This window comes from Cupriavidus sp. 30B13 (assembly GCF_049059565.2).
In the GTDB taxonomy this organism is placed as follows: domain Bacteria; phylum Pseudomonadota; class Gammaproteobacteria; order Burkholderiales; family Burkholderiaceae; genus Cupriavidus.
The window spans coordinates 4,066,378-4,092,153 of record NZ_CP188223.1; the positions used below are offsets into that span (position 1 = coordinate 4,066,378).

Annotated in this window: 20 protein-coding genes, 1 tRNA gene and 2 riboswitches; of the genes, 11 read left to right on the top strand and 10 right to left on the bottom strand. The window is 70.3% G+C overall.

Annotation, left to right across the window (positions count from 1 at the left end; genetic code table 11):
- Nucleotides 1–49: 49 nt before the first annotated feature.
- The gene (locus ACKI2N_RS18820; protein ID WP_420996116.1) at nucleotides 50–856 is read right to left on the bottom strand and encodes a citryl-CoA lyase; all 807 of its coding nucleotides are present in this window, start codon (nucleotides 854–856) and stop codon (nucleotides 50–52) included.
- 170 nt (nucleotides 857–1,026) lie between these two features.
- On the opposite strand from ACKI2N_RS18820, the gene ACKI2N_RS18825 reads away from it, so the two are divergent.
- Entirely contained in the window at nucleotides 1,027–1,920 is an 894-nt protein-coding gene (locus ACKI2N_RS18825; RefSeq protein WP_420996117.1) for a LysR substrate-binding domain-containing protein, read from the top strand.
- Between the two features lie 48 nt (nucleotides 1,921–1,968).
- On the opposite strand, the gene ACKI2N_RS18830 is transcribed toward ACKI2N_RS18825, so the two are convergent.
- From ACKI2N_RS18830 to ACKI2N_RS18845, 4 genes are all read right to left on the bottom strand, one after another.
- A complete protein-coding gene (locus tag ACKI2N_RS18830) occupies nucleotides 1,969–2,940 on the bottom strand; it encodes a tripartite tricarboxylate transporter substrate binding protein (protein WP_420996118.1) in 972 nt (323 codons plus the stop codon).
- Nucleotides 2,941–3,074: 134 nt separating this feature from the next.
- Complete coding sequence (locus ACKI2N_RS18835; protein WP_420996119.1) at nucleotides 3,075–3,899, bottom strand: enoyl-CoA hydratase-related protein; 825 nt, start codon at nucleotides 3,897–3,899, stop codon at nucleotides 3,075–3,077.
- A 17-nt stretch (nucleotides 3,900–3,916) separates the two neighbouring features.
- The gene (locus ACKI2N_RS18840) at nucleotides 3,917–5,230 is read right to left on the bottom strand and encodes a CaiB/BaiF CoA transferase family protein (RefSeq protein ID WP_420996120.1); all 1,314 of its coding nucleotides are present in this window, start codon (nucleotides 5,228–5,230) and stop codon (nucleotides 3,917–3,919) included.
- A gap of 129 nt (nucleotides 5,231–5,359) precedes the next feature.
- Complete coding sequence (locus tag ACKI2N_RS18845) at nucleotides 5,360–6,313, bottom strand: LysR substrate-binding domain-containing protein (protein ID WP_420996121.1); 954 nt, start codon at nucleotides 6,311–6,313, stop codon at nucleotides 5,360–5,362.
- Nucleotides 6,314–6,641: 328 nt separating this feature from the next.
- On the opposite strand from ACKI2N_RS18845, the gene ACKI2N_RS18850 reads away from it, so the two are divergent.
- The 5 genes from ACKI2N_RS18850 to ACKI2N_RS18870 all read left to right on the top strand — a co-directional run bounded on the left by ACKI2N_RS18850 (nucleotide 6,642) and on the right by ACKI2N_RS18870 (nucleotide 11,548).
- Entirely contained in the window at nucleotides 6,642–8,237 is a 1,596-nt protein-coding gene (locus tag ACKI2N_RS18850; protein ID WP_426990850.1) for an MFS transporter, read from the top strand.
- A 25-nt stretch (nucleotides 8,238–8,262) separates the two neighbouring features.
- Nucleotides 8,263–9,096 carry an alpha/beta fold hydrolase gene (locus ACKI2N_RS18855; RefSeq protein WP_420996123.1) on the top strand — a complete coding sequence of 278 codons (834 nt, stop codon included), beginning with the start codon at nucleotides 8,263–8,265 and terminating at the stop codon, nucleotides 9,094–9,096.
- A gap of 5 nt (nucleotides 9,097–9,101) precedes the next feature.
- A complete protein-coding gene (locus ACKI2N_RS18860) occupies nucleotides 9,102–9,875 on the top strand; it encodes a short-chain dehydrogenase/reductase (protein WP_420996124.1) in 774 nt (257 codons plus the stop codon).
- A 61-nt stretch (nucleotides 9,876–9,936) separates the two neighbouring features.
- A complete protein-coding gene (locus tag ACKI2N_RS18865) occupies nucleotides 9,937–11,091 on the top strand; it encodes an iron-containing alcohol dehydrogenase (protein WP_420996125.1) in 1,155 nt (384 codons plus the stop codon).
- 10 nt (nucleotides 11,092–11,101) lie between these two features.
- On the top strand, nucleotides 11,102–11,548 hold the full coding sequence (locus ACKI2N_RS18870) for an acyl-CoA thioesterase (protein WP_420996126.1): 447 nt from the start codon (nucleotides 11,102–11,104) through the stop codon (nucleotides 11,546–11,548).
- 365 nt (nucleotides 11,549–11,913) lie between these two features.
- On the opposite strand, the gene ACKI2N_RS18875 is transcribed toward ACKI2N_RS18870, so the two are convergent.
- Nucleotides 11,914–11,989, bottom strand: a tRNA-Arg gene (locus tag ACKI2N_RS18875).
- Between the two features lie 377 nt (nucleotides 11,990–12,366).
- Between ACKI2N_RS18875 and ACKI2N_RS18880 the strand changes: the two genes are divergently transcribed.
- Entirely contained in the window at nucleotides 12,367–13,263 is an 897-nt protein-coding gene (locus ACKI2N_RS18880; RefSeq protein WP_420996127.1) for a c-type cytochrome, read from the top strand.
- Between the two features lie 96 nt (nucleotides 13,264–13,359).
- Here the strand turns inward: ACKI2N_RS18880 and hemN are convergent, their stop codons facing one another.
- The 3 genes from hemN to ACKI2N_RS18895 all read right to left on the bottom strand — a co-directional run bounded on the left by hemN (nucleotide 13,360) and on the right by ACKI2N_RS18895 (nucleotide 16,977).
- Nucleotides 13,360–14,781 carry an oxygen-independent coproporphyrinogen III oxidase gene (gene hemN, locus ACKI2N_RS18885; protein WP_420996147.1) on the bottom strand — a complete coding sequence of 474 codons (1,422 nt, stop codon included), beginning with the start codon at nucleotides 14,779–14,781 and terminating at the stop codon, nucleotides 13,360–13,362.
- Between the two features lie 302 nt (nucleotides 14,782–15,083).
- Entirely contained in the window at nucleotides 15,084–16,271 is a 1,188-nt protein-coding gene (locus ACKI2N_RS18890; protein ID WP_420996128.1) for an ATP-binding protein, read from the bottom strand.
- Nucleotides 16,243–16,977, bottom strand: coding sequence for a response regulator (locus tag ACKI2N_RS18895; RefSeq protein ID WP_420996129.1), 735 nt, complete (start codon nucleotides 16,975–16,977; stop codon nucleotides 16,243–16,245). The genes ACKI2N_RS18890 and ACKI2N_RS18895 overlap by 29 nt, the downstream gene beginning before the upstream one ends.
- Before the next feature lie 507 nt (nucleotides 16,978–17,484).
- Here ACKI2N_RS18895 and ACKI2N_RS18900 point away from each other — a divergent pair.
- Nucleotides 17,485–18,222, top strand: coding sequence for a protocatechuate 3,4-dioxygenase (locus ACKI2N_RS18900; protein WP_420996130.1), 738 nt, complete (start codon nucleotides 17,485–17,487; stop codon nucleotides 18,220–18,222).
- A 240-nt stretch (nucleotides 18,223–18,462) separates the two neighbouring features.
- On the opposite strand, the gene ACKI2N_RS18905 is transcribed toward ACKI2N_RS18900, so the two are convergent.
- Entirely contained in the window at nucleotides 18,463–20,559 is a 2,097-nt protein-coding gene (locus ACKI2N_RS18905; protein WP_420996131.1) for a UvrD-helicase domain-containing protein, read from the bottom strand.
- A gap of 199 nt (nucleotides 20,560–20,758) precedes the next feature.
- Nucleotides 20,759–20,846, top strand: a riboswitch (glycine riboswitch).
- 21 nt (nucleotides 20,847–20,867) lie between these two features.
- A riboswitch (glycine riboswitch) is annotated at nucleotides 20,868–21,020 on the top strand.
- A 99-nt stretch (nucleotides 21,021–21,119) separates the two neighbouring features.
- Between ACKI2N_RS18905 and gcvT the strand changes: the two genes are divergently transcribed.
- From gcvT to gcvP, 3 genes are all read left to right on the top strand, one after another.
- Nucleotides 21,120–22,247, top strand: a complete 1,128-nt coding sequence (gene gcvT / locus ACKI2N_RS18910) for a glycine cleavage system aminomethyltransferase GcvT (RefSeq protein ID WP_426990147.1) — start codon at nucleotides 21,120–21,122, stop codon at nucleotides 22,245–22,247.
- A gap of 102 nt (nucleotides 22,248–22,349) precedes the next feature.
- A complete protein-coding gene (gene gcvH, locus ACKI2N_RS18915; RefSeq protein ID WP_420996133.1) occupies nucleotides 22,350–22,730 on the top strand; it encodes a glycine cleavage system protein GcvH in 381 nt (126 codons plus the stop codon).
- Between the two features lie 124 nt (nucleotides 22,731–22,854).
- The gene (gene gcvP / locus ACKI2N_RS18920) at nucleotides 22,855–25,776 is read left to right on the top strand and encodes an aminomethyl-transferring glycine dehydrogenase (protein ID WP_420996134.1); all 2,922 of its coding nucleotides are present in this window, start codon (nucleotides 22,855–22,857) and stop codon (nucleotides 25,774–25,776) included.

The following is a 25,776-nucleotide window of genomic DNA, read 5'->3' on the forward strand; positions in this document are numbered from 1 at the left end:
TCCTTGCGCGCGCGGGTATGCGGGTTCATGGGCAAACTCATGCGTGAACTCATGCGCGTGGATCGAAGCCCGCCGGCGTGCTGCCGGTGTAGACCACTTCGCGCGTGGCCTGGTACGACAGCGCGAAACCGATCGACTGGCGCAGCTCCTCGCTGAGGTGGGCGATCAGGCCGCCGGTGCGCGCCAGGATCGGCACGCCCTTGAGCGCGTTGAGCGGGAAGCCGACGCCCAGCAGCACGGCGGGGATCGCCGCCGAGACGTTGAGGCTGAGGTCCTTGCCGACGATGCCCGGGATGGCCGCCTCGACCGCCTCGGCGATCTCGATGTAGGTCAGGTCCGCGCCGGCCTCGCGCGCCACCGCGAACAGCGCCGCCACGCGCGGGTCGCGCGCCTTGTGCAGCGGATGGCCGTAGCCGGGAATGGCGCGCCGGGCTTCCCGCCAGGCCGACACCACCGCGGCGGCCGCCTGTTCCTTCGCCTCCCCGCCGGCGATGCGCACGCGCACCTCCTCGAGCAGGTGGCCGGCGGTCTCGGAGGCGCCGAGGATGACCGAGCCGCAGCCCAGGATGCCCGCCGCCACCGCGCCCTGGAGCGCATCCGGCGCGGCTGCCAGCGTCATGCGGCTGGCCTGCACGCTCGGCACCAGGCCGTGCTCGGCGATGGCGACCAGGGTGGCGTCGACCACCTTGACCGCGGCCGCGTCGGGCCGCCGGCCGGTGACGAGGAAATAGAAGTATTCGGTAAAGCTGAGCTTGCCGATCAGGTCCTGGCACAGGTCCGCGCCGCGCACCACGATGGTCTCGGTGTTGGACGTGCTGATGCCGGTCTGGGGAATGGTTTCCTTGCCGATCTTCATGGTTCTGCTGTCTCCGTGCTGGGAATGGGCCGGGCGCGTGGCCGGACCTCGTGTCGTGTATGGGCAGTCTATGGGCGGCGCGTCACAGATGGAAATGATGAATATCGATCAAAATGATCGATGGCATCTATGTAGAATGCGGCGCATGCCCCGTACTCATGGTGAAAACCGTGGAACTCAGACACCTGCGCTACTTCGAAGCCCTCGCCGAGACGCTCAATTTCACGCGCGCCGCCGAGCGCATGCACGTGACGCAGTCGACGCTGTCGCACCAGATCCGCCAACTGGAAGAGGAAGTGGGCCAGCCGCTGTTCGACCGCGCCGGCAAGCGCGTGTCGATCACCGAGGCCGGCGAGACGCTGCTGCTCCACATCGGGCCCGCGCTGCGGCAGGTGGACCACGCCATCCACGCCGTGCGCGGCGGCAAGGAGCCGCTGGTGGGCGAGGTCCGCATCGGCGCCACCCACAGCTTCAACATCCAGCTCATCCCGCAGTGCGTGGCGTCGTTCCTGAACCGCTACCCGGCCGTGCGCGTCATCGTGGAGGAACTCAGCGCCGCCGACATCACGCAGCGCATCGTGGCGGGCGAGCTGGACCTGGGCGTGTCGTACCGGCCCGAGCAGACCGAGGCGCTGTGGTTCGAGCCGCTGTACAACGAGGAACTGAAGCTGGTGGTCAGCGAGCACCACCCGCTGGCGGGACGCCGGCGCGCGCGCATGGTGGAGCTGCACGGCATGCGCATGGTGCTGCTGCCCGCGTATTTCGCCACGCGCCAGTTGCTCGACGAGTGCTTTCGCGCGGCCGGCGCGGAGCCGCTGGTCATCGCCGAGCTCAACTCGATCGCGCCCATGCTGGAGCTGGTGCGGCAGACCGGCCTCGCCGCCGTGATCGGCGAGAGCGCGGATTCCGGCAGCGACAGCCTGCGCTTCATCCCGCTGGAAAGCCCCACGCCGCACCGCACGCCGGGCCTGCTGTGGAAGCGTGGCGCGCAGCGCGCCACGCCGGTGCGGTTCTTCGCCACCGCGGTGCGGCGCGCGGTGGCGCGGCTGGAAAAAAAGGACTGAGAAGGCGGACCGGGGAAGGCCGGGCGTGGCGCCACGGCCCCCGGACCCTCAGTCGATCTTCGCCCCGCTCTGCGCGATCAGCTCGACGTCGAGCTTGCCTTCGTGCGCGGCGAACGCCTTGAATTCGGCCTGCGACCTGGACGGCGCCGCTTCTTCCCCGCGGCCGGCCAGCTGCTTCTGCAGAGTGGGATCGGCCAGCACCCTGGCCGAGGCGGCGAACAGGCGGTCGACGACCGGCTGCGGCGTGCCGGCCGGCGCGAACAGGCCGTACCAGTTGGACAGGCTGTAGCCCGGCACGCCGGCTTCGGCGATGGTGGGATAGTTCGGCATCACCGGCGAGCGCCTGGCCGAGGTGACGGCGAGCGGGACCGCCTTGCCGGCGTCGATCATCGGCTGCACCGAGGCCGGCGTGGCAAAGCTGACCTGCGCGTCGCCGGCGGCCACGGCCTGCGCCGATTGCGCGCCGCCCTTGTAAGGGACGTGGGTCATGGTGACGCCGGCCAGCTTGGCGAAGTGCACGCCGGCGAGGTGGGTGATGACGCCGTTGCCGGACGACGAGTAGTTCAGCGAGCCCGGTTGCTGCCTGGCCTTCTGCAGTAGTTCGGCGACGTTGCGGATGCCGGCGGTCTTGCCGGCGACCAGCAGCAGCGGCGCGGTGGTCAGCTGCGTGACCGGCATGAAATCCGCGGGCGTGTAGCGCAGCTTCTTGTACAGCGCGTTGTCGCCGCCCATCAGGCTGGCGCCGCCGATGTACAGCGTGTAGCCGTCCGGGGGCGACTTGGCGGCGAAGTCGGCGGCGATGGTGGTGCCGGCGCCCGGGCGGTTGTCGATCAGCACGGTCTGTTTCAGCTCCTTGGCAAGGGCGTCGCCGTAGATGCGCGCGATGGTGTCGGCCGCGCCGCCGGGCGGGAAGCCGATCACGATGCGCAAGGGCCTGGACGGATAGGCGTCCTGGGCTGCCGCCGCGCCGGCGGCGCAGAGCGTGGCGACGGCAAGCAGCCGGCTTGTGTTCCAAAGCATGATGTCTCCTCTTTGATTTTTTGTTTCTTCTGATGGTTGATGCACTGCCGGATGCACGACGGGATGCACGGCCGGATGCACTTGGGACGCGCGGGCGGCTCGGGCCCGCGCGCCGCCGCCGGGGCGGCCGGCGCTCAGCGCCCGCGGAAGACGGGCCGCCGCTTCTCGGCGAAGGCCTGCCGCCCTTGCGCGTAGTCCTCGCTCGCCGCGGCCCCGTCGACCAGTGCCTGCACCGCCTCGGCCGTCATGGGGCCCGCGCCCGACGCCAGGCTGTTGAGGATGGCCTTGGCCCCGCTGATCGACAGCGGCGCGTTGTCGGCCAGGATCGCCGCGGCCTGCCGGGTGTGGCCGGGCACGTCCTGCACGATGGCGTCGACGAGGCCGATGCGGTAAGCGTCGGCGGCGTCGAGCCGCTCGCCCGAGAACAGGATGCGCTTGGCGTTCGCCAGCCCGACCAGATGGAACAGGCGGCGCGTGCCCTTGATGCCGTAGACGATGGACAGGCGCGCGGCCGGGATGGCGAACTGCGCGCCGGGGACGGCATAGCGGAAATCGCACGCCATCGCCACGTTGACGGCGCCGCCCATGCAGAAGCCGTTGATGGCGGCGATGGTCGGCTTGGATACCGCCTCGATGGCGTCGCAGCAGCCGTCCACCGCTTGTTCGTATTCGGCCACCTGGTGCTCGTTGGCGCGCACGGTGGCGAACTCCGCGATGTCGGCGCCGGCGCAGAAGCTGGTGCCGGTGCCGGTCAGCGCGATCACGCGCACGTCGTCGCGCGCGTCGAGCCGGGCCATGGTGTGGCCGATCGCGCGCCACATGGCCAGCGTCAGCGAGTTGCGCTTCTCGGCGCGGTCGATGGCCAGCACGGCGAGGCCGTCCTCCACCGTGAGCCTGAGGTGCGGATGGGGCCGGGGCAGTTCGGCGGCGGGCAGGATGGCGGCGGCGGCATTGTGCATGGTTGTCTGCGCCACGGTCAGATGGCCTCGGCTTCGGCCACCGACGGCACGCCGGCCGGGGCGGGCCGCGGCGCCTGGAGCACGGCGCCGCACGCGACCAGCCGTTCTATCTCCGCGTCGGTGAAGTTGAAGTCCCGCAGGATCTGCGCGGTGTCCTGCCCCACGCGCGGCGGCGCGCCGGCGGCGATCCTGGTCTTGCCGTTGAACAGGATCGGCAGGCCGAGCGCGCGCGCGGTGCCGCCGTCGGGCGCCTCCACGTCCACCACCATGCGGACCGCGCGCGCCTGCTCGTGCTCGAGCGCCTGCCCGACGTCCTGCACCGGGCCCGCCGGAATGGCGGCGGCATCGAAACGGTCGAGCCAGCTGGCGAGCGTGTCGGTGGCCAGCACCGCTTCGATCAGCGTGGCGAGCGTCTTGCGGTTGGCCAGGCGCAGGTCGGGGGTGTCGAAGCGCGCGTCGTCCTTCCATTCCGGGTGGCCGAGGATGTCGGCGATGCGTTCCCAGTTGGCCTGGTTGGCGCCGCCGATGGCCACGCGGCCGTCCTGGCAGCGGTAGACCTGGTAGGGCGCGATCAGCGGATGCGCGGTGCCCGACGGCTTGGGGACGATGCCGCGCGAGAAATAGCCCGCGGCATACCAGTAGAGCTGCTGCATCGATGCCTGCAGCAGCGAGGTGTCGACGCGCTGGCCCTTGCCGGTGCGCAGGCGGTGGATGTAGGCGGCGAGGATGCCGACCGCCGCCAGCACGCCGGCATTGACGTCGGCGATGGAGACGCCCGGCTTGACCGGCTCGCCGCCGTCTTCGCCGGTGACGCTGATGAGGCCGCTGAACGCCTGCAGGATCAGGTCGAAGCCGCCCTTCTTCGCGAGCGGGCCTGCGCGGCCGTAGCCGGTGATGGAGCAGTAGATCAGCGCCGGGTTCACTTCCCTGAGCACATCGTAGCCGAGCCCGAGGCGCTCCATCACGCCCAGGCGGAAGTTCTCGGTGAGCACGTCCGCCTGCGCCACCATGCGCAGCAGCGCGGCCTTGCCTTCCTCGGACTTGACGTTGATGCCGATCGAGCGCTTGCCGCGGTTGAGCATCATGAACGACGGCGGCAGGCCGCTGTCGCCTTCGCGGCGGTAGTTGCGCGCATCGTCGCCGCCGGGGAATTTCTCGACCTTGTAGACTTCGGCGCCCATGTCCGCCAGCATCAGGCCGCAGGTCGGCCCCGCCATGATCTGCGACAGCTCCAGGACCTTGACGCCTTTCAATGGCTGCTCGAAGGCCGCGCCGGCCAGGTCCCCCTGGCCCGCTTCGTTCGTTTGGTCCGCTCTGTCCGCGTCGCTCATCTGCGTCTTCCCTATTCTGGTGTGCGATGGCCGGCGCGCTCACGGTGCGCCGATGGCCTTTGGTACGCACCAGTATAAGAACGCCGTCGCTCGCAAAAAAATATGGAATGCGGATGGGTCGATAGGAAATTACGATGGATCGGCGAGTAAGGGCGAGCCCGGCAGCGCCTGCGTGCCCTTCCATTGCCCGGAGGCCAGGAGCCTGCCCAGTATGGCGGTCACGGTCGCGCGCACCACCTCCGCCGCGCGGCTCAGCGGCAGGGTGTCCGACACGCACAGGGAGATCTCGCGGTCCAGCCGGTAGCCGGCGATGGGCAGCGCGGCGATGCGGGTCTGCAGCGACACTTCGTCCGACAGCGCCGACCACGGCAGCACGGTCCAGCCGAGCCCGGCCGCGACCAGGCGGATCAGCATGTCGGTGGCGCTGATCTCGCTGACCAGGCGGTATTTGAGGCGCTTTTCCAGCAGCGCGGCCTCCACGCGCTGGCGGATCGTGCTCGGCGCGCTGGGCAGGATCAGCGGGCTGTCGGCGAGCTCCCTGAGCTTGAGCGCCTGCCGCTCGCCGGCCGCGGCCTGCGGCAGCACCGCGTACAGCGCCTCGGTGAACAGCGGTGTGACCTGCGCGCCGCGCCGGGGCTGCGCATCCACCGTGACGGCGATGTCCAGCTTGCCGGCGGCGACCAGGTCGACCAGCTCCGCGCTGGGGCGCTCCACGATCTCGAGCAGGATGGCGCCGTTGGCGAGGATCTCGCGCAGCAGCGGTTCCGCCAGCATCTTGCCGGTGCTGCCGGGAATGCCGATGGCGGTGCGGCCGGTGGGATGAAGTGCCTCTTGCGACACCGCCTGCCGCACGTCTTCCTGCTGGCGCAGCAGCGACTTGGCGTAGCTGTAGAGGACTTCCCCGGGGCTGGTCAGCCGCGCGCCGTAGACGCCGCGGTCCAGCAGGCGCGTGCCCAGCTCGGCCTCCAGGTTGGCGATCTGCTGGCTCAGCGCCGGCTGGGCGATGCAGAGCACCTCGGAGGCGCGCGTCATGTTGCCCAGCTCGGCGATCTTGACGAAGTACTTGAGTTGCTTGAATTCCATCGTGCGTGTGCGCTCGCGCGCCGGAGCCACCGGCATCGGCCGGCCGGCCGGCGTCCAATAAGAATAAGCGATGGACCAATACCGATTCAATATTTTTACTCGATTGAAGTCGTCCCTATACTTGGTCGCATAAAAAGGGAGCCTTGCCAATGAGGCGACGCCCGGCGCGCGATTGCGCGGCGCAGGCCCGCCCGCGGCCGACCGGCCGATATTCGACGGAGACAGACCAATGACCGCAAGACTGGACAGCGCCATCGCCGCGGCGCCGCCCCTGCTGGCGCCGGGGAGCTCGCAGCGGCGTGTGATCCTGGCCTCATCCCTCGGCACCATGTTCGAGTGGTACGACTTCTTCCTGGCGGGCTCCCTCGCGGTGCAGATCTCCGCCAACATCTTCTCCGGCGTCAACCCGACCGCGGCGTTCATCTTCACGCTGCTGAGCTTCGCCGCCGGCTTCGCGGTGCGCCCGTTCGGCGCGCTCGTGTTCGGCCGCATCGGCGACATCGTCGGGCGCAAGTACACCTTCATGGTGACCATCGCGCTGATGGGCGTGGCCACCTTCGCCATCGGGCTGCTGCCCGGCTATGCCAGCATCGGCATCGCCGCGCCCATCCTGTTCGTCGCCATGCGGATGCTGCAGGGCCTGGCGCTCGGCGGCGAGTACGGCGGCGCCGTGGTGTACGTGGCCGAGCACGCCGCCAACCACGAGCGCGGCGCCAAGACCGCGTGGATCCAGGCCACCGCCGCGCTGGGCCTGCTGCTGTCGCTGGCGGTGATCCTGCCCACGCGCTACTTCCTTGGCGAGGAGAGCTTCACGGCGTGGGGCTGGCGCGTGCCGTTCCTGGTGTCGCTGCTGCTGTTGCTGGTCTCGCTGCGCATCCGCATGAAGCTGCACGAGTCGCCGGAATTCGAGCACATGAAGCGCGAGGGCACCACCTCCAAGGCGCCGATCTCCGAAGCGTTCGGCCAGTGGCGCAACCTGCGCCTGGTGCTGCTGGCGCTGTTCGGCATCGTCATGGGCCAGGCGGTGGTCTGGTATGCCAGCCAGTTCTACACCATGTTCTTCCTCACCCAGACGCTCAAGGTGGAGGGCGGCACGGCCAACCTGCTGATCATCGTGGCCACCATCGTCACCACGCCGTTCTACGTGATCTTCGGCAAGCTGTCGGACCGCATCGGGCGCAAGCCGGTGTTCCTGGCCGGCTGCCTGCTGGCGGCGCTGTTCTTCTTCCCGCTGTTCAAGGCGCTGACCCACTACGCGAATCCGGCGCTGGAGCGCTCGCAGCAGTCCGCACCGATCGCGGTGCTGGCGGACCCGGCGCAGTGCAGCTTCCAGTTCAACCCGGCCGGCACCTCCGAGTTTAAGAGTTCGTGCGACATCGCCCGCGCGGCCATCGCCAAGGCCGGGCTCAACTACACGTCCGAGGCGCTGCCCGCCGGCCAGCCCGCACGCATCGTGGTGGGCCGCACCACCATCGAGAGCTTCGAGGGCGGCGGCCCGGATGCCGCGGCCCGCACCAAGGCGCTCAATGCCGCGGTCGGCGCGGCGCTGAGCGAGAACGGCTATCACGTCGGCCCGGCGGACCCGGCCCAGATCAACAAGCCGATGACGGTGCTGGTGCTGATCACGCTCATGCTGTTCGGCACCATGACCTACGGGCCGATCGCGGCGATGCTGGTGGAGCTGTTCCCCTCGCGCATCCGCTACACGGCGATGTCGCTGCCCTACCACATCGGCATCGGCTGGTTCGGCGGCTTCCTGCCGGCCACCACCTTCGCGATTTCCGCCGCGGTCGGCGACATCTACGCGGGCCTCTGGTACCCGGTTGCGCTAGCCGTGGCATGCTTCGTGATCTGCGCGGTGTTCGTGCGGGAAAGCAAGGGTGTCAACATCTATTCGGCGGGCGACCAGCGCGCGGCGCGCTGACGCCGGCCCTCACATCGAGGCCATCATGCAGTTTGCAGAATCCAGCGGCGTCAAGCTCTTCGTCGAGTCCACCGGAACAGGCACGCCGATCGTCTTCGTGCACGAGTTCGCCGGCGACTACCGCAACTGGGACGACCAGGTCCGTTTCTTCGGCCGGCACTTCCGCTGCATCACCTTCAATGCGCGCGGCTATCCGCCCTCCGAGGTGCCCGGCGACGTGGAGCACTACAGCCAGGCGCTCGCGGTCGAGGACATCGCCAGCGTGCTGCGCTGGGCCGGCGTCAAGGACGCGCACATCGTGGGCGTGTCGATGGGCGGCTACGCGACGCTCAATTTCGGCCTCGCCCATCCCGCGATGGCGCGCTCGCTCACCATCGTCGGCGCCGGCCACGGCTCCGATCCCGAGCGCCACGAGCAGTTCCTGCGCGACAGCGGCGAGCTCGCCGGGCGGCTGGTCAGCCTGGGCATGGAGGAAGGCATCGTGCACTACGCCAACAGCACCATCCGGCGCCGCTTCAAGGAAAAGGACCCGCGCGGCTTCGCCACCTTCAACCGGCAGTTCGCCGAGCATTCTGCGCTGGGCTCGTCGCTGACCACGCGCGGCTGCCAGATGCGCCGGCCCACCATCTACGAGCTGGGCGAGCGCATGGCGAAGCTCGACGTCCCCACCCTGATCGTGACCGGCGACGACGACGAGCCGTGCATCGAACCGGCCTTGTTCATGAAGCGCACGATTCCCGACGCGCGCCTGTGGATCGTGCCCCGCACCACGCACGCGGTCAATCTGGAAGAGCCCGAGGCCTTCAACCGGGTAGTGTCCGACTTCATCACGGCGGTGGACCGCCAGCGCCAGGAGTAACCAGCATGGATCTGCATCTCACCGGAAAATCGGTACTCGTCACCGGCGGCACGCGCGGCATCGGACTGGCCTGCGCCAGGGCCTTCGCCGGCGAAGGCGCCAGCGTCACCATCGCGGGCAGCACGCAGGCCTCCGCCGACAAGGCGCGGCTTGCGCTGCGCGGCGAGGGCATCGAAGTGCAGGCGCTGTGCGCCGACCTGTCGCGCACGCAGGAACGGCAGGCGCTGGCCGAACGGCTGCGCAGCGTGGACATCCTCGTCAACAACGCCGGCGCCATCCCCGGCGGCGGGCTGACCGCCCTGAGCGACGAGCAGTGGCGCAGCGCCTGGGATCTCAAGGTGCACGGCTACATCGACACCACGCGCCTGGCGCTGCCGGAAATGATGGCGCGCGGCGCGGGCGTCATCGTCAACGTGATCGGCATCGCGGCGCAGATGCCGCGCTACGACTACCTGTGCGGCTCGGTCGGCAACGCGGCGCTGTCGACCTTCACGCGCGCGGTCGGCGCGCATGCCACCACGCGCGGCGTGCGCGTGCTCGGCGTCAATCCCGGGCCCACCGAGACGGACCGCCTGGTCAAGCTCTACAAGGCGCGCGCGCTGCAGAAGTTCGGCGACGAATCGCGCTGGGAAGAGATGCTGCGGCACCTGCCGTTCGGGCGCGCGGCGCGCCCGGACGAGATCGCCGACCTCGTCATCTACCTGGCCTCGGACCGCGCCTCCTACCTGAGCGGCGTCGTCATCGACGCCGACGGCGGCGCGCAGTATATGGGCGGTTGAATGCGTCCCCGAACGGGCGCCTGAGCGCCTCGCCAACCCATCCCGCATCCGGAGTCGACCCATGAGCAGTTTTGTTTTCCAGACCGCGCCGCAGATCGTCTGCGCGCAGGGCGCGGCCCTGCGTCTTCACGAACTCGCGCAATCGTTCGGCGCGAAGCACGTTTTCTTCGTCACCGACCGCGGCGTGCTGAACGCCGGCATCGCGGCCGGGCCGCTCGCCGCGCTGCAGCGCGCCGACATCCAGGCCACGGTCTTCTCCGACGTGCAGGCCGACCCGCCCGAGGCCGTCGTGCTGCAGGCTGTCGAAGCCGCGCGCGCGGCCGGCGCCGACATGGTGATCGGCTTCGGCGGCGGCAGCTCGATGGACACCGCCAAGCTGGTGGCGCTGCTTGCCCGCACGCCGCAGCAGCTCGGCGCGATCTACGGCATCGGCCTGGCCGCCGGCCCGCGCCTGCCGCTGGTCCAGGTGCCTACCACCGCCGGCACTGGCTCCGAAGTCACGCCGATCTCGATCGTCACCACGCCCACCGCGGAAAAGAAAGGCGTGGTCACGCCGCTGCTGCTGCCCGACGCCGCCGTGCTCGACAGCCTGCTCACGCTGGGCGTGCCGCCCGCGGTCACCGCCATGACCGGCGTCGACGCCATGGTGCACGCGATCGAATCGTTCACCAGCCGCCACAAGAAAAACGCCATCTCCGACGCGCTCGCGGTCAAGGCGCTCCAGCTCCTGTACGCGAACCTGCGCGAGGTGGTGAGCGCCGGCGCTAGCCCCGGCGCGCGCGAGAACATGCTGCTGGGCTCCATGCTGGCCGGCATGGCCTTCGCCAACGCGCCGGTCGCGGCCGTGCACGCGCTGGCCTACCCGCTCGGCGGCCACTACCACCTGCCGCACGGCCTGAGCAACTCGCTCATGCTCGCCGTGACCCTGCGCTTCAACCTCTCCCACGCCACCGCCGAATACGCGGCGCTGGGCCGCGCCATCCTGCCGGCGCTGGCCACCTCGCCGGACGCCGAAGCCGCCGAAAGCTTCGTGCAGGCCATCACCGACATCGTCGGGGAAATGCCCTACGCGCAATCGCTCGGCGAAGCCGGCGTGCCGCGCGACGCGCTGCCGCTGCTCGCCGGCGATGCGATGAAACAGCAGCGCCTGCTGGTCAACAACCCGCGCGAGGTCACGCCCGGCGACGCGCTCCACCTGTACGAAGCCGCATTCTGAAGAGGCCGCCATGCGCGACGAAGTCCGGGAGAACTTCCCGCACCTCACCCCGCTCACCACCCGCTGGATGGACAACGACGCCTACGGCCACGTCAACAACGTGACCTACTACAGCTACTTCGACACGGCGGTCAACAAGTACCTGATCGACGGCGGCGCGCTCGACATCCACGCGGGCAAGATCGTCGGCCTCGTGGTCGAGACCGGCTGTTCGTACTTCCGCCCGATCGCGTTCCCCGATGCGCTGGAGGTAGGCATCCGCGTCGGCCGCATCGGCACGTCGAGCGTGCGCTACGAGGTCGCGATCTTCCGCGCCGGAGACGAGCGCGCCTGCGCGGCGGGCCACTTTGTCCACGTCTACGTGGATCGCGGCACGGGGCGGCCGGTACCGGTGCCCGGGCAGACGCGGGAATTGCTCGACGCGCTGCGGTGGCCGCGCGAGGCGCGGCGCGATTGAGATAGGCGAAAGACGGGGTGGCGGCGGGACGGCAGCGGAACAGCCGCGCGGCTGATCCGCCGGCAACGCCGGCCGGCCGCGCCGCTTGAGCAGCGCCTGCGCCATCTTCTCGCCGGCCAGCTGGGGCAGCGCCTCCCGCGCAGGCCGCATGCGCGCGAGTTCCGCGCCGCGATAAATGTGAAGATATGCCGCGGGCGTCGCTCGCTGTGACGCCTGCTCGCGGGATTCGCGAACTCGAGAAGACGGAAACCATGCGCGGTGCGTCACAGCGTCGCAGGCGGAAATGCCAACGCCCAAGCCGGAGGCAATTCAGGTGCAGTCGCCTCCCGGCAGAACGGGAAACGCGGGAAAGACCTTGCGGTGATTGGTGCGCCCGGCTGGGATCGAACCAGCAACCCCTGCCTTCGGAGGGCAGTACTCTATCCATTGAGCTACGGGCGCGGAGGGTATGACGCTGGCAACGCACGAATGGCGCCGCCGGAAAGTCGCATAGCATACAGCGTTTGCCGGCCAGCGTCCATGACCGGTGCCCTTTCGGTGGCGCCGCGACGTTTCTTTCAAGCCGCTTTTGCTTCGATCCCGGGGGGCTTTGGGGATATAATCGCGAGTTATTTGTGTACAAACGGGGCTGCGCCGCGTCCACATGGAGTCAGGGACGGGGCAAGGCTGGCTCCGCCTGCCGGCGCTCTCAGGGCTGGCGGGGAATGGATAACGGTCGATGCGCGCAACTGGCCGGGAGGTTCGGCCACTGGGCAAGCGGCCTGACAAGGCAGCCATCGCGAGCTGCTACGGGTTTCCTGCAAAATCGAGAGTTCAGCATGAGCGACGTCCAAAACGAGCACGAAGAACACGAGTCTGTCATCAAGACCCCCAAGCAGCTGATCGCAGTGGTGATTGCGGCCTTCCTGGTGCCGATCATCGTGATCATCCTGCTGGTCAATTTCGTCGGACATGGCTCCAAGGAAGGCGCCGGCTCCTCTTCCTCGGCCGAAGCCGTCAATGACCGCATCAAGCCGGTCGCCTCTCTCGAACTGAAGGATCCCAATGCGCCGCGCGTCTTCAAGACGGGCGAGCAGGTCTACAAGGAAGTGTGCGCCGCCTGCCACGCCACCGGGGCCGCCGGCGCGCCCAAGTACAGCAACGCGGGTGACTGGGCGCCGCGCATCGGCCAGGGCTTCGACGGCCTGCTGAACTCGGTGCTGCACGGCAAGGGCGCCATGCAGGCGCGTGCCGGCACCACGCCGGACGACTATTCCGATTACGAACTCGGCCGCGCCGTGGTCTACATGGCCGACGCCGGTGGCGCCAAGTTCCCCGAGCCGGCCGCGCCGGCCGCCGCCGCGCCGGCCACGGCTGCCGCTTCGGATGCCGGCGCTGCGCCCGCGGCCGAGGCCGCCGCACCTGCGGCGCCCGCGGCACCTGCTGCGGCCCCGGCTGTCGCTGCGGCCCCGGCTGCCGCCGCCGCGCCGGCTTCGGCCGAGGTGGGCAAGAAGGTCTACGAGCAGGTCTGCGCCGCCTGCCACGCGGCCGGTGTCGCCGGCGCGCCGAAGTTCGGCGACAAGGCGGCCTGGGCGCCGCGCCTGAAGGAGGGCATGGATGCGGTCCACGCGTTCGCCCTGAAGGGCAAGGGCGTGATGCCGCCGAAGGGCGGCTACGCCGGCCCCGACGCCGACGTGATCGCCGCGGTGGACTACATGGCGAACGCCGCGAAGTAATTGCCCTGCGCCGCGCGAGCGGCGTGGCGGCCCCAGGAAAAAGCCCGGCGCATGCGCCGGGCTTTTTCGTTGGGGGGCCCGCAGGATGCGCCGGCCTCAGACCACGCGCGAGTAGCGCAGCGGCGCCTCGGCGGGCGTATGCGCCGGTGTATGCGCCGGCGTACCCGCATCAGCGTCGCGCGCCGGCGCGGCGGCCTGGGCGGCGCGGCCGGCATCGGCGCGCAGGTAGCTGTCGAACACCATCGCCACGCGGCGCACCAGCAGCCGGCCCAGCGGCGTGACTTCGATGCGCGCGGGTTCGATGCGCACGAGGCCGTCGGCGGCCAGCGTGGCGAGCTCGGCCAGCTCGACGGCGAAATGCGCGGCGAAGTCGATGCCTTCGCGGGCCTCCAGCGCCGCGACGTCGAGCACGCCGTTGCACATGAGGGCGCCGATCACTTCGCGCCGCAGGCGGTCTTCGCCGCTGGTGGCGAGGCCGCGCATCACCGGCAGCGCGCCCCGGTCGAGCGCGCCATAGTAGTCGTCGAGGGTGCGCGCGTTCTGCACGTAGCGGCCCGCGACCGCGCCGATCGACGACACGCCGAAGCCGAGCTGGTCGTGGCCGGCGTGCGTCGAGTAGCCCTGGAAGTTGCGCTGCAGCCGGCCTTCGCGCTGGGCCGCGGCGAGCGCGTCGCCGGGCAGCGCGAAGTGATCCATGCCAATGTAGACGTAGCCGGCCGCGCTGAGCTGCGCGATGGTGCCGACCAGGATGTCGAGCTTTTCCGCGGGCGCGGGCAGCGCGCGCTCGTCGATGCGCCGCTGCGGCTTGAAGACGTGCGGCAGGTGCGCGTAGCTGTAGACCGAGAGCCGGTCCGGGCGCATCGCCAGCACCTGCTCGACGGTGGCGGCGAAGCGCGCCGGGGTCTGGTGCGGCAGGCCGTAGATCAGGTCCATGCTGACCGAGCGGAAACCGAGCCGGCGCGCGGCGTCGACCACGGCACGGGTCTCGGCCTGCGACTGCACGCGGTGGATGGCCTGCTGGACCTCGGCATCGAAATCCTGCACGCCGAGGCTGATGCGGTTGAAGCCGAGCCCGGCCAGCAGCGCCATCTGCGCGTCGCCGACGCGGCGCGGGTCGATCTCGATGGAATGCTCGCCGTCGGGCAGCAGGTCGAAGTGCGCGCGCATGGCGTCCATCACGCGGCGCATCTCGGCGGCGTCGAGGAAGGTCGGCGTGCCGCCGCCCCAGTGCGATTGCACCACCGCGCGCCGCGCGCCGAGCCGCCCGGCCACCATGCGCATCTCGCGCACGAGGTAATCCACGTAGCGGCCGCTGCGGCCATGGTCGCGCGTGATGATCTTGTTGCAGCCGCAGTAGTAGCAGATGTTCTCGCAGAACGGGATGTGCACGTAGAGCGAAAGCGGCGCCGGTTGCGCGGCGCAGTCGGCCAGGGCCTGCAGGTAGTCGGCCTCGCCGAAGCGGCCGTGGAAGCGGTCGGCGGTGGGGTAGGAGGTGTAGCGCGGCCCGTTGATGTCCATGCGCCCGGCCAGCGCGCGGAAGTCCGCCAGCGCGTGGCCGCCGGGCTGCTTGCCGGTGCAGGCTGCGCCGCAGTTGCCCGAGCAGGCGCGCGGCTGGCCGGCGGCGGAAACCGGGATGCGGAGGGCGGACGGCGGGGTGGCGTGCGGGGCGGGGGCTGGCGCGGACATGGGGCGGCCTTCGTGTCGGATGTCGATGGCCCATCCTAGAGGCGGCCGGCCCGGCCGGCGTTGACCGGCGTCAAGCCGCGGCCAGTGCGGCCGGGCCGGCATGCCGCGGCGCCGCGCCGGCGTCACCCGCGGGCTCAGGCGCGCGGCAGCGTGATGCGCACGCGCAGGCCGCCTTCCGGGCGGTTGGCCAGGTTCAGCTCGCCGCCGTGGCGCGCGACGATGTCCGAGGCGATCGACAGCCCCATGCCGACCCCGCCGGTGGTGCGGCTGCGCGACGTTTCCAGCCGGTAGAACGGCTCCAGCACGCGCGCCATGTCTTCGGGCGGGATGCCGGGCCCGTTGTCGCACACGTCGATGAGCACGCGCTCGGGGCTGTCGGCCAGCTCGATGCGGGCGCTGCCGCCGTAGCGGTGCGCGTTTTCCACCAGGTTGACCACGGCGCGGCGCAGTTCGGCCGGGTAGGCCAGCAGCGGCGCGGCGGCGCCGGCCAGCGTGACGTCCTGCCCGATCTCGTTGGCGTCGTCCACCACGGCCTGCAGCAGCGCGTGCACGTCCACGCGCTGGCGCGGCGCGGCATTGCCGTCGCGCTCGCGCAGGTAGTAGAGCGTGGCGTCGATCAGCCCGTTCATCTCGGCCAGGTCCTGGCGCAGGCGGTAGCGCACGCGGTTGTCCTCCACGCCTTCGATGCGCAGGCTCATGCGCGTGAGCGGCGTGCGCAGGTCGTGCGAGACGGCGGCCAGGAAGCGCGACTGCTGCGCGAGCTGGGTGCGGATGCGGCGCTGCATGTGGTTGAACGCGCCGGCCGCCGCACGCGCCTCGGCCGGGCCGCTGTCCTCGTCGAGCGGCGGCGCGTGCACGTCCTGCGCCAGCCGGCCGGCGCCGCTGGCCAGGCTCTGCACGGGCCGCGCCAGCAGGCGCGCGCCCGCCCACGAGGCGGCGATGATGGCGGCGAACTGGAACAGCAGGCCGAGGCGCGGCGGGCCCAGGCCACGCGGCGGATGAAGGTGGTGGTGCGTCGGCGCGGGAGCGCCGCCGGCGGCGGCGCCAGTGGCCGCCGGCGTGGCCGGAAGCGCCGCGGCGGGACTGTTGCCGGCGTTGCCGGCGCGGGGCTGGCCCGGATCGTCGGGCGGCGGGTCGTCGCCCGGCAGCAGCGCGATGCCGATCGCGCCGGGGCGCGGGAAGATGCTTTCGATCACGGTGACGCCCAGCACGTGCACGGCCAGCATGATGGCCGTCATCACCAGGAACAGCCGCACGAACATCGTGTCGTGGCGGGCCAGCCAGCCCGCGCGCTCAGCCTTCGACGGTGCCGGTGAAGACATAGCCCTCGCCTCGCACGGTGCGGATCAGCGCCGGGTCGCGCGGGTCGTCGCGCAGCTTCTGGCGCAGGCGCGAGACCAGCAGGTCGATGCTGCGGTCGAATACGTCGAGGTCCCGGCCGCGCGCCTGGTTGATCAGCAGTTCGCGGTCCAGCACGCGGTTGGGATGCTCGATGAAGGCCAGCAGCAGGCGGAATTCGGCGTTGGACAGCGGCACCACGGTTTCCTCGCCGTCCACCAGCTGGCGCAGCGTGGTGTTGAGCCGCCAGTTGCCGAAGCGCAGTTCGTGGCCGGCCACCGTCGCCGGGCGCTTCTGGCCGGCGCCGCCGCGCGCGCGGCGCAGCACGGTGTGGATGCGCGCCACCAGCTCGCGCATCTCGAACGGCTTGGTGACGTAGTCGTCGGCGCCCACTTCCAGGCCCACCACGCGGTCCGCCAGCTCGGTGCGCGCGGTCAGCATGATGACGGGCAGGTCGCCGCGCTCGCGGATCTCGCGGCACAGCGCCAGGCCGTTCTCGCCGGGCAGCGACAGGTCCAGCACCACGAGGTCATAGTCGCGCGCGGCCAGCGCGGCGCGCATGGCGGTGCCGCCCTCGGCGCCGTCGGCCGCGATGCCGAAGGTGGCCAGGTATTCGGCCAGCATGGCGCGGATCTGCGGATCGTCGTCGACGACCAGCAGGTGCAGGGGCGAGGCGGGGGACAAGTCCATCGGGATATCGGTGTGGCAGGTTGCGGCAGTTGGCGGCATGGCTGGCGGCGCGGCGGCGCCGGGAGGTCTGCTGGCGCGCGGCGCGCGCGCCAAGGCGGGCAGGCGCGTTGCCTGCGCCAGGCGATCACTCTACCAGCATGGCGGCGCGCACAGATGGGTGCGGTGTGGCTTCTTTGTATCGAAATCGACATGAAGCGGGCGGCGGCGCACGCCAGTGTCTGGCCGTCCGTGGCCAAACGCGCAAGCAGCCGCGCGCGCGTCTCCTAAGATGGTATGTGCGTGCCGCACCGCTTTGCCGCGAGCTGTCCCGGCGCGGCGGCGCCCGCTATGCTGAACGTGACCGGCATGAGAAGCCGGGGCGCGGGAATGCCGCTTCCCCGCGCCTGCCACTGGAGACTGCCATGAATCCACTGCAAGCCGCACCGGCATGGCCGCGCAGCCCGCCGCCGGCCGGGGGCGCCGCCGGCGTACCCGGCGCTGCGCCGCCACGCCGGGAGGGCACCCGCGATGCGCGCTAAGCCCGCCTTGCCGGATGACGGCCGGCGCCGCTTCGTGGGCGGCGCCCTGGGCGCGGGCCTGCTCGGGCTGGCCGGCGAGGCCGGGGCCGCGCGCGGCCCCGTCATGCCGCCCCTGTGCACACTGACGCCGGAACTGACCCAGGGCCCTTTTTATATAGACCAGGCCCTGGTGCGCAGCGATATCCGCGACCGCCGGCCCGGCCTGCCGCTGCGGCTGCGCGTGGTGCTGATGGACACCGCGCGCGGGTGCGCGCGGGTGCCCGGCGCGGTGGCCAGCATCTGGCATTGCGATGCCGGCGGCCGCTACAGCGGTGTCGAACGGGACGACCCGCCGCCGGACGGCGCCAGCGCGCCGCGGCCCGTGGCAGGCCCCGCCGCGCCCGGCAATGCGCAGCGCTTCCTGCGCGGCGTGCAGACCACCAGGCGCGACGGCAGCGCCCAGTTCCTGACCATCTATCCGGGCTGGTACGCGCCGCGCGCGGTGCATATCCACCTGAAGATCCATCTGGGCGAGCAGGCCGTGCTGACCACGCAGATGTTCTTCGACGACCGGGTCAGCCGCGTGGTGCATACGACCCATCCCGCCTACCGCGCGCGCGGCCCCTCGCCGGTGGCGACGCGCCAGGATCCGCTCGCCGGCGCGCATCCCGGCCTGGTGATCGTCCACCGCACCAGCGAGGGCGCGCTGCTCGAAGGCGAGTTCCTGGTCGGCGTCGCGCTGGCCTGAGCCGCGGCAAGCGCACAAAAAAACGCCCCCGGACGCAGGGTGCGGGGGCGTCGAAACAGGGAAGAAGTCGGGCATACCGCCCGGCCGCGCCCACTCCGAAGGGACGGAGCGGCGCGGCGCCCGGACCCGTAAAGCAGTCGAGGCACCTGCGATGGTAGGAGGCCGGGGGCCGGCGATCTTGTCCCCCTTGTATGCCAATGTATCGACTTTGTACGACGGGCCGGCGGCCGCGGCCGGGCGTCAGGGCGCGGCGGTCTTGCCCGGCGTGCCGAGCAGCGCCTTGAGGCCGGCCAGCCGGTCCTTGGGGCTCATGGCGGGCGTGGCGTCGGCCGGCGCCGGGGCCTCTTCGAGCTTCATCTCGCCGATGAAGCGCGAGGGCTCGCAGGAATAGGTGTCGCGCGCGCGCTTGCGCTTCTTGCACCAGCTGATGTGCAGGCTGCGCTGGGCGCGCGTGATGCCCACGTACATCAGGCGGCGCTCTTCCTCGATCTTCTCGTCGCCAAGGTCTTCGTCCTCGCGGCAATGCGGCAGGATGCCTTCTTCCACGCCGACCAGGAACACGTGCGGATATTCCAGCCCCTTGGAGGCGTGCAGCGTGGACAGGCGCACCGCGTCGGGATCTTCCTCGCGGCCTTCGAGCATGCTCATCAGCGCCACGGTCTGGGTCAGCTCGAGCAGGTTCTTGCCTTCGTCGCCGAAGCCGTCGGCGGTGTCGAAGCCGGTGGCCTCGCCCTCGCCGGTGCCCTCGGGCTTGGTGCCCTTGCGCTTGAGCCAGTCGAGGAATTCGAGCGTGTTGGTCCAGCGCGACTGGGCCTGGCGCTCGTCGAAGGTGTCGTACAGGTAGGCTTCGTAGTGGATGCCTTCCATCATGTCGTCGAGCACTTCGCTGGCGGGATCGCTGGCGGCGCGGCCGGCCAGGCGCACCATGGCTTCGCAGAACACGCGCAGCGGCTCGAGCTGGCGCGGCTGCAGCTTGCCTTCGATGCCGCCCATCATGGCCGCCTCGAACAGCGAGACCTTGGCCTGGCCGGCGAAGGTGCCCAGCACTTCCAGCGTGGCGTTGCCGACGCCGCGGCGCGGCGTGGTGATGGCGCGGATGAAGGCGGGATCGTCGTCCGGGTTGGCGATCAGGCGCAGGTAGGCGCAGATGTCCTTGATCTCGGCGCGGTCGAAGAAGCTCTGGCCGCCGGACAGCACGTAGGGAATGCGCTCGCGCCGCAGGATCTGCTCGAACAGCCGCGCCTGGTGGTTGCCGCGGTAGAGGATGGCGTAGTCGCGGAACTGCGCGCGCCGCTCGAACTTGTGCGCGGACAGGCGGAACACCACCGACTCGGCCTCGTGCTCCTCGTCGTTCATCGGGTTGACGGCGATGGGGTCGCCCATGCCGTGCTCGCTCCACAGCTTCTTGTCGAACAGCTTGGGATTGTTGGCGATGACCGCGTTGGCGGCTTCCAGGATGCGCACCGTGGAGCGGTAGTTCTGCTCCAGCTTGATCACCTTGAGGTCGGGGAAATCGGTCTGCAGCAGGCGCAGGTTGTCCAGCGTGGCGCCGCGCCAGCCGTAGATGGCCTGGTCGTCGTCGCCGACCGCGGTGAAGGCCGGCGCGCGCAGGTGCGAGCCGCCCGCCAGTTGCTTGAGCAGCGCGTACTGGCAGGCGTTGGTGTCCTGGTACTCGTCCACCAGGAAATAGCGCAGGCGGTTCTGCCATTTCATGCGCACCGCTTCGTCGCGCGCGAACAGCTCGGCCGGCAGGCGGATCAGGTCGTCGAAGTCCACCGCCTGGTAGGCGTGCAGCGTGGCCACGTAGTTGCGGTAGACCAGCGCGGCCTGGTGGTCGTCGGCGCTCTCGGCGGTGGCGATGGCGGTCTCGGGGTCGACCATGCCGTTCTTCCACAGCGAGATGGTGCTCTGCACGCTGCGGATGAGCTTCTTGTCGGTGGTGGCGAGCTGCTCCTGCACCAGGCCGAAGCAGTCGTCCGAGTCCATGATGGAAAAGCGCGGCTTGAGGCCCACGTGCTCGGCCTCGGCGCGCAGGATCTGCACGCCGAGCGAGTGGAAGGTGCTGACCGTCATCTGCTTGAGCGGAATGCGGCGCCCTTCGCGCGTGGTCTTGCCCTCCATCAGCTTGGCGATGCGCTCCTGCATCTCCTTGGCGGCCTTGTTGGTGAAGGTCACCGCGGCGATGTGCCTGGGCTCGAATCCCTTGTCCTCGATCAGGTGCGCGATCTTCTGCGTGATCACCCGCGTCTTGCCCGAGCCGGCGCCGGCCAGCACCAGGCAAGGGCCGTCGAGATAGCGGACGGCTTCGGATTGGGCGGGATTGAGTCCGTGGGTCATGCGTTTGGCTTGGTGGCGGAAGCGGATGGCGAAATGGCTGGCGCAGACGGAACGGCCAGGGCTGCCTGTGAAGACCGCGGCACCGCGGCGGCGGGGCCGGCGGCGTAGCGCAGCGGCAGATGTTAACACGCCGGGGGCGTGCCGCCCGGTGCCCGCGCGGCACGCGTTGACAAGCCACCGGGGCTGCCTGTAGAGTCGCGCCATCCGGCCGGGAGAGCGCGCAGATCTTGCGCCGCCGAAGGGGTATCACCCGAAAACTCTCAGGCACCATGGACTGGTCGGATCGGCGTTCAACATGCACACGATGCACGCCGTACTCTGGAGAGCGGCACCCGCCATCCACGCAGCGCACCGGCGCATTGCGTGAAGCCTGGCGAGCGTGCCCACCGAAGGGGCGCGCAAGGCACTGGTCCGCGGGACCGCCTTGTAATCTCTCAGGTATCGAGGACAGAGGGGTCATCCGCCGCGGCGGACCTGGCAGCGCCATTGCGCGCCGGGTCCGGCGGCGGATGACCCTTTTTTCGTTTTCGAACCGAGATTTCCGCCTTCCCGAGGATTACATGACGCTCCAGGCCACGCCCCTCAATGCCATCCACCGCGCGCTCGGCGCCCGCATGGTCGACTTCGGCGGCTGGGACATGCCGGTCAACTACGGCTCCCAGATCGAGGAACACAACGCCGTGCGCACCGACGCCGGCATGTTCGACGTGTCCCACATGTGCGTGGTCGACCTGGCCGGCGCCAATGTGCGCGCCTTCCTGCGCGGCCTGCTGGCCAACAACGTGGACAAGCTGCAGACGCCGGGCAAGGCGCTCTACTCGTGCATGCTCGACGAGCACGGCGGCGTCATCGACGACCTGATCGTCTACTTCTTCGCCGAGGACCGCTTCCGCCTGGTGGTCAACGCCAGCACCGCCATCGGCGACATCGAGTGGATCGTGGCGCGCAATGCCGCCACCGGCAGCGGCGTGGCCATCACCCCGCGCCGCGCCGACAACGCTCCGGCCGGCGCGGCGCCGCTGGCCATCGTCGCGGTGCAGGGCCCCAACGCGCGCGCCAAGGTGTGGAGCGCCTTCCCGGCCACCCAGCCCAGCGAAGCGCTCAAGCCGTTCAACGCCATCGTGGTGCAGGACCCGGCGCTGGGCGAAGTCATGGTGGCGCGCACCGGCTATACCGGCGAAGACGGGTTCGAGCTGGTGGTGCCGGCCGAGAACGTGGCCGGCCTGTGGGAAAAGCTGATCGCCGCCGGCGCGCGCCCGGCCGGCCTGGGCGCGCGCGACACGCTGCGCCTGGAAGCCGGCATGAACCTGTACGGCCAGGACATGGATATCCACACCTCGCCGCTCGACGCCGGCCTCGCGTGGACGGTGGACCTGCAGAGCGAGCGCGACTTCACCGGCAAGGCGGCGCTCGCCGCCGCCGGCCAGGCCCGCCAGTTCGTCGGCCTGATCCTGCGCGAAAAGGGCGGCGTGCTGCGCGCCCACCAGAAAGTGATCACCCCGGCCGGCGACGGCGAGATCACCAGCGGCACCTTCAGCCCTTCGCTGAGCCAATCCATCGCTTTTGCCCGCCTGCCGCTCGGCGTTGCCATCGGCGCCGAGGTGCAGGTCGAGATCCGCGACCGCAAACTCGCCGCGACTGTGGTTAAACTGCCGTTTGTGCGCAATGGCAAGGCACTCGTGAGCTGAACGCTCGCACCCGGTCACAGCGCGCCCGCCGGCGGCTACCCCCGCTCCAAGCGATCCCCCGCCCGGCTGGCGCTGAATAACAAACTGCATCTGGAGAATCCCATGAATTTCCCCGCCGACCTGAAGTACACCGAATCCCACGAATGGGTGCGCGTCGAAGCCGACGGCACGCTGACCATCGGCATCACCGACCACGCGCAGGACGCGCTGGGCGACATCGTCTTCCTGGAGCTGCCGGAAGTGGGCAAGTCGGTCGGCGCGGGCGACGCGCTGGCGGTGGTGGAATCGGTCAAGGCCGCGTCCGACATCTACGCCCCGGTGGCCGGCGAAGTGATCGCCGTCAACGAGGCGGCCGTCGCCGCGCCGGAAAGCGTCAATGCCGACGCCTTCGACGCCTGGCTGTTCAAGCTCAAGCCGGCCAACAGCGACGACGTCAACGGCCTGATGTCGGCCGACGCCTACAAGGCCAACGTCGGCGCCTGACACCGCGCGCCGCCACACCGCGCCGTTCCCGCGCCGCAGCCATGCCGCGGGACGGCGACTGAATACCGATGCACGGCGGCCAGGCCGACCACCTGCCGCCCTGCGCTCCAACGAGGTTCTTGCCATGAACGCCCCGCTTCCCACCACCGCCGCCCAAGGTGCCCGGCCCACGCTGGCCGAACTGGAGGCGCGCGACGCCTTCGCTTCCCGCCATATCGGCCCCGACGCCGCCGAGCAGCAGCACATGCTCAAGGTGCTCGGCTACGACAGCCGCGCCGCGCTGATCGATGCCGTCATCCCGGCCGCCATCCGCCGCCGCGACGGCATGCCGCTGGGCGAATTCACCGAGCCGCTCACCGAGGAAGCCGCGCTGGCCAGGCTGCGCGGCCTGGCCGGCAAGAACCAGGTGTTCAAGAGCTTCATCGGCCAGGGCTACTACAACACGCTGACGCCCGGCGTCATCCTGCGCAACATCTTCGAGAACCCGGCCTGGTACACCGCCTACACGCCGTACCAGCCGGAGATTTCGCAAGGCCGCCTCGAAGCCATGCTGAACTTCCAGCAGATGGTGACCGACCTGACCGGCCTGGACATCGCCAACGCCTCCATGCTCGATGAAGGCACTGCCGCGGCCGAGGCCATGACCCTGCTGCAGCGGGTCAACAAGCACGCCTCCAATACCTTCTTCGTCGCCGACGACGTGCTGCCGCAGACGCTGGAAGTGGTGCGCACGCGCGCGCTGCCGCTGGGCATCGAGGTCAAGGTCGGGCCCGCGGCCGACGCCGCCGGCGCGCATGCCTTCGGCGTGCTGCTGCAATACCCGGGCGTCAACGGCGACGTGGCCGACTACCGCGCCATCGCCGAGGCCGTGCACGCCGCCGGCGGCCTGGTGGTGGCCGCCGCCGACCTGCTGGCGCTGACCCTGATCGCCGCGCCCGGCGAATGGGGCGCCGACGTGGCGGTGGGCAATTCGCAGCGCTTCGGCGTGCCGCTGGGCTTCGGCGGCCCGCACGCGGGCTACATGGCGGTCAAGGACGCGTTCAAGCGCTCGATGCCGGGCCGCCTGGTCGGCGTGACCATCGACGCGCAGGGCAACAAGGCCTACCGCCTGGCCCTGCAGACGCGCGAGCAGCACATCCGCCGCGAGAAAGCCACCTCCAATATCTGCACCGCGCAGGTGCTGCTGGCGGTGATGGCCTCGATGTACGCCGTGTACCACGGCCCGCAGGGCCTCAAGCGCATCGCCCAGCGCGTGCACCGCCTGACCGCCACGCTGGCCGCCGGCCTGGAGGCGCTCGGCTACACCCGCGCCAACGCGGCCTTCTTCGACACGCTCACGCTGGTGACCGGTTTCCACACCGAGACCATCCATGCCGCCGCCACGGCACGCGGCATCAACCTGCGCCATGCCGGCGCCAACCGCATCGGCATCTCGCTCGACGAGACCGCCTCGCGCGCGGACGTGGTCGCGCTGTGGGAAATCTTCGCCCAGGGCAAGCCGGTGCCCGCGTTCGACGCGCTGGAAGCCACCGTGCAGGACGCCTTCCCCGCCGCGCTGGCGCGCCAGAGCGCGTACCTGACGCACCCGGTGTTCAACACGCATCACGCCGAGCACGAGATGCTGCGCTACCTGCGCGCGCTGGCCGACAAGGACCTGGCGCTGGACCGCACCATGATCCCGCTCGGCTCGTGCACCATGAAGCTCAACGCCACCAGCGAGATGATCCCGGTGACGTGGCCCGAGTTCAGCAAGATCCACCCGTTCGCGCCGCTGGACCAGACCGTGGGCTACCGCGAGATGATCGACCAGCTCGAGGCCATGCTGTGCGCGGCCACCGGCTACGCCGCGGTGAGCCTGCAGCCCAACGCCGGCTCGCAGGGCGAGTACGCCGGCCTGCTGATCATCCACGCCTACCACGCCAGCCGCGGCGAGAGCCACCGCGACATCTGCCTGATCCCCTCCTCCGCGCACGGCACCAACCCGGCCTCGGCGCAGATGGCCGGCATGAAGGTGGTGGTGGTGGCCTGCGACGAGAACGGCAACGTCGACCTCGAAGACCTGGCGAAGAAGGCCGAGCAGCACAGCCGGAACCTCGCCGCCATCATGATCACCTACCCGTCCACGCACGGCGTGTTCGAGCAGGGCGTGCAGCAGATCTGCGAGATCGTGCACAAGCACGGCGGCCAGGTCTACGTGGACGGCGCCAACATGAACGCCATGGTCGGCACCGCCGCGCCGGGCCAGTTCGGCGGCGACGTGTCGCACCTGAACCTGCACAAGACCTTCTGCATCCCGCACGGCGGCGGCGGACCCGGCGTGGGCCCGGTCGCGGTCGGCGCGCACCTGGCGGACTTCCTGCCCAACCAGGACAGCGTGGGCTACCGCCGCGACGACAACGGCATCGGCGGCGTGTCCGCCGCGCCGTTCGGCTCGGCCAGCATCCTGCCGATCTCGTGGATGTACATCGCCATGATGGGCTCGGCCGGCCTCACCGCCGCCACCGAGAACGCGATCCTGGCCGCCAACTACGTGGCGCGCCGCCTGTCGCCGCATTTCCCCGTGCTCTACACCGGCCAGCACGGCCTGGTCGCGCACGAGTGCATCCTCGACCTGCGCCCGCTGCAGAAGACCACGGGCATCTCCAACGAGGACGTGGCCAAGCGCCTGATGGACTACGGCTTCCACGCGCCGACCATGAGCTTCCCGGTGCCGGGCACGCTGATGATCGAGCCGACCGAGAGCGAGGCGCTGCACGAGCTGGACCGCTTCATCGACGCCATGATCGCCATCCGCGCCGAGATCGCGCGCGTGGAGGACGGCAGCTTCGACCGCGAGGACAATCCGCTCAAGCACGCCCCGCACACCGCCGCGGTGATCACGGCCGACACGTGGGAGCACAAGTACACGCGCCAGGAAGCCGCCTACCCGGTGGCCTCGCTGCGCACGCAGAAGTACTGGCCGCCGGTGGGCCGTGCCGACAACGTGTACGGCGACCGCAACCTGTTCTGCTCGTGCGTGCCGATGAGCGAGTACGCCGAGGACTGA

Bases quoted from the DNA above. Each gene is read 5' to 3' on its own strand.
- hemN (WP_420996147.1), bottom strand. From the start codon at position 14,781: ATGGACATCAACGGGCCGCGCTACACCTCCTACCCCACCGCCGACCGC.
- ACKI2N_RS18895 (WP_420996129.1), bottom strand. From the start codon at position 16,977: ATGGACTTGTCCCCCGCCTCGCCCCTGCACCTGCTGGTCGTCGACGAC.
- gcvH (WP_420996133.1), top strand. From the start codon at position 22,350: ATGAATTTCCCCGCCGACCTGAAGTACACCGAATCCCACGAATGGGTG.
- ACKI2N_RS18905 (WP_420996131.1), bottom strand. From the start codon at position 20,559: ATGACCCACGGACTCAATCCCGCCCAATCCGAAGCCGTCCGCTATCTC.
- ACKI2N_RS18860 (WP_420996124.1), top strand. From the start codon at position 9,102: ATGGATCTGCATCTCACCGGAAAATCGGTACTCGTCACCGGCGGCACG.
- ACKI2N_RS18865 (WP_420996125.1), top strand. From the start codon at position 9,937: ATGAGCAGTTTTGTTTTCCAGACCGCGCCGCAGATCGTCTGCGCGCAG.
- ACKI2N_RS18870 (WP_420996126.1), top strand. From the start codon at position 11,102: ATGCGCGACGAAGTCCGGGAGAACTTCCCGCACCTCACCCCGCTCACC.
- ACKI2N_RS18845 (WP_420996121.1), bottom strand. From the start codon at position 6,313: ATGGAATTCAAGCAACTCAAGTACTTCGTCAAGATCGCCGAGCTGGGC.
- ACKI2N_RS18830 (WP_420996118.1), bottom strand. From the start codon at position 2,940: ATGCTTTGGAACACAAGCCGGCTGCTTGCCGTCGCCACGCTCTGCGCC.
- ACKI2N_RS18850 (WP_426990850.1), top strand. From the start codon at position 6,642: ATGTTCGAGTGGTACGACTTCTTCCTGGCGGGCTCCCTCGCGGTGCAG.
- gcvT (WP_426990147.1), top strand. From the start codon at position 21,120: ATGACGCTCCAGGCCACGCCCCTCAATGCCATCCACCGCGCGCTCGGC.
- ACKI2N_RS18900 (WP_420996130.1), top strand. From the start codon at position 17,485: ATGCGCGCTAAGCCCGCCTTGCCGGATGACGGCCGGCGCCGCTTCGTG.
- ACKI2N_RS18820 (WP_420996116.1), bottom strand. From the start codon at position 856: ATGAAGATCGGCAAGGAAACCATTCCCCAGACCGGCATCAGCACGTCC.
- ACKI2N_RS18835 (WP_420996119.1), bottom strand. From the start codon at position 3,899: ATGCACAATGCCGCCGCCGCCATCCTGCCCGCCGCCGAACTGCCCCGG.
- ACKI2N_RS18855 (WP_420996123.1), top strand. From the start codon at position 8,263: ATGCAGTTTGCAGAATCCAGCGGCGTCAAGCTCTTCGTCGAGTCCACC.
- gcvP (WP_420996134.1), top strand. From the start codon at position 22,855: ATGAACGCCCCGCTTCCCACCACCGCCGCCCAAGGTGCCCGGCCCACG.
- ACKI2N_RS18880 (WP_420996127.1), top strand. From the start codon at position 12,367: ATGAGCGACGTCCAAAACGAGCACGAAGAACACGAGTCTGTCATCAAG.
- ACKI2N_RS18890 (WP_420996128.1), bottom strand. From the start codon at position 16,271: ATGTCTTCACCGGCACCGTCGAAGGCTGAGCGCGCGGGCTGGCTGGCC.
- ACKI2N_RS18840 (WP_420996120.1), bottom strand. From the start codon at position 5,230: ATGAGCGACGCGGACAGAGCGGACCAAACGAACGAAGCGGGCCAGGGG.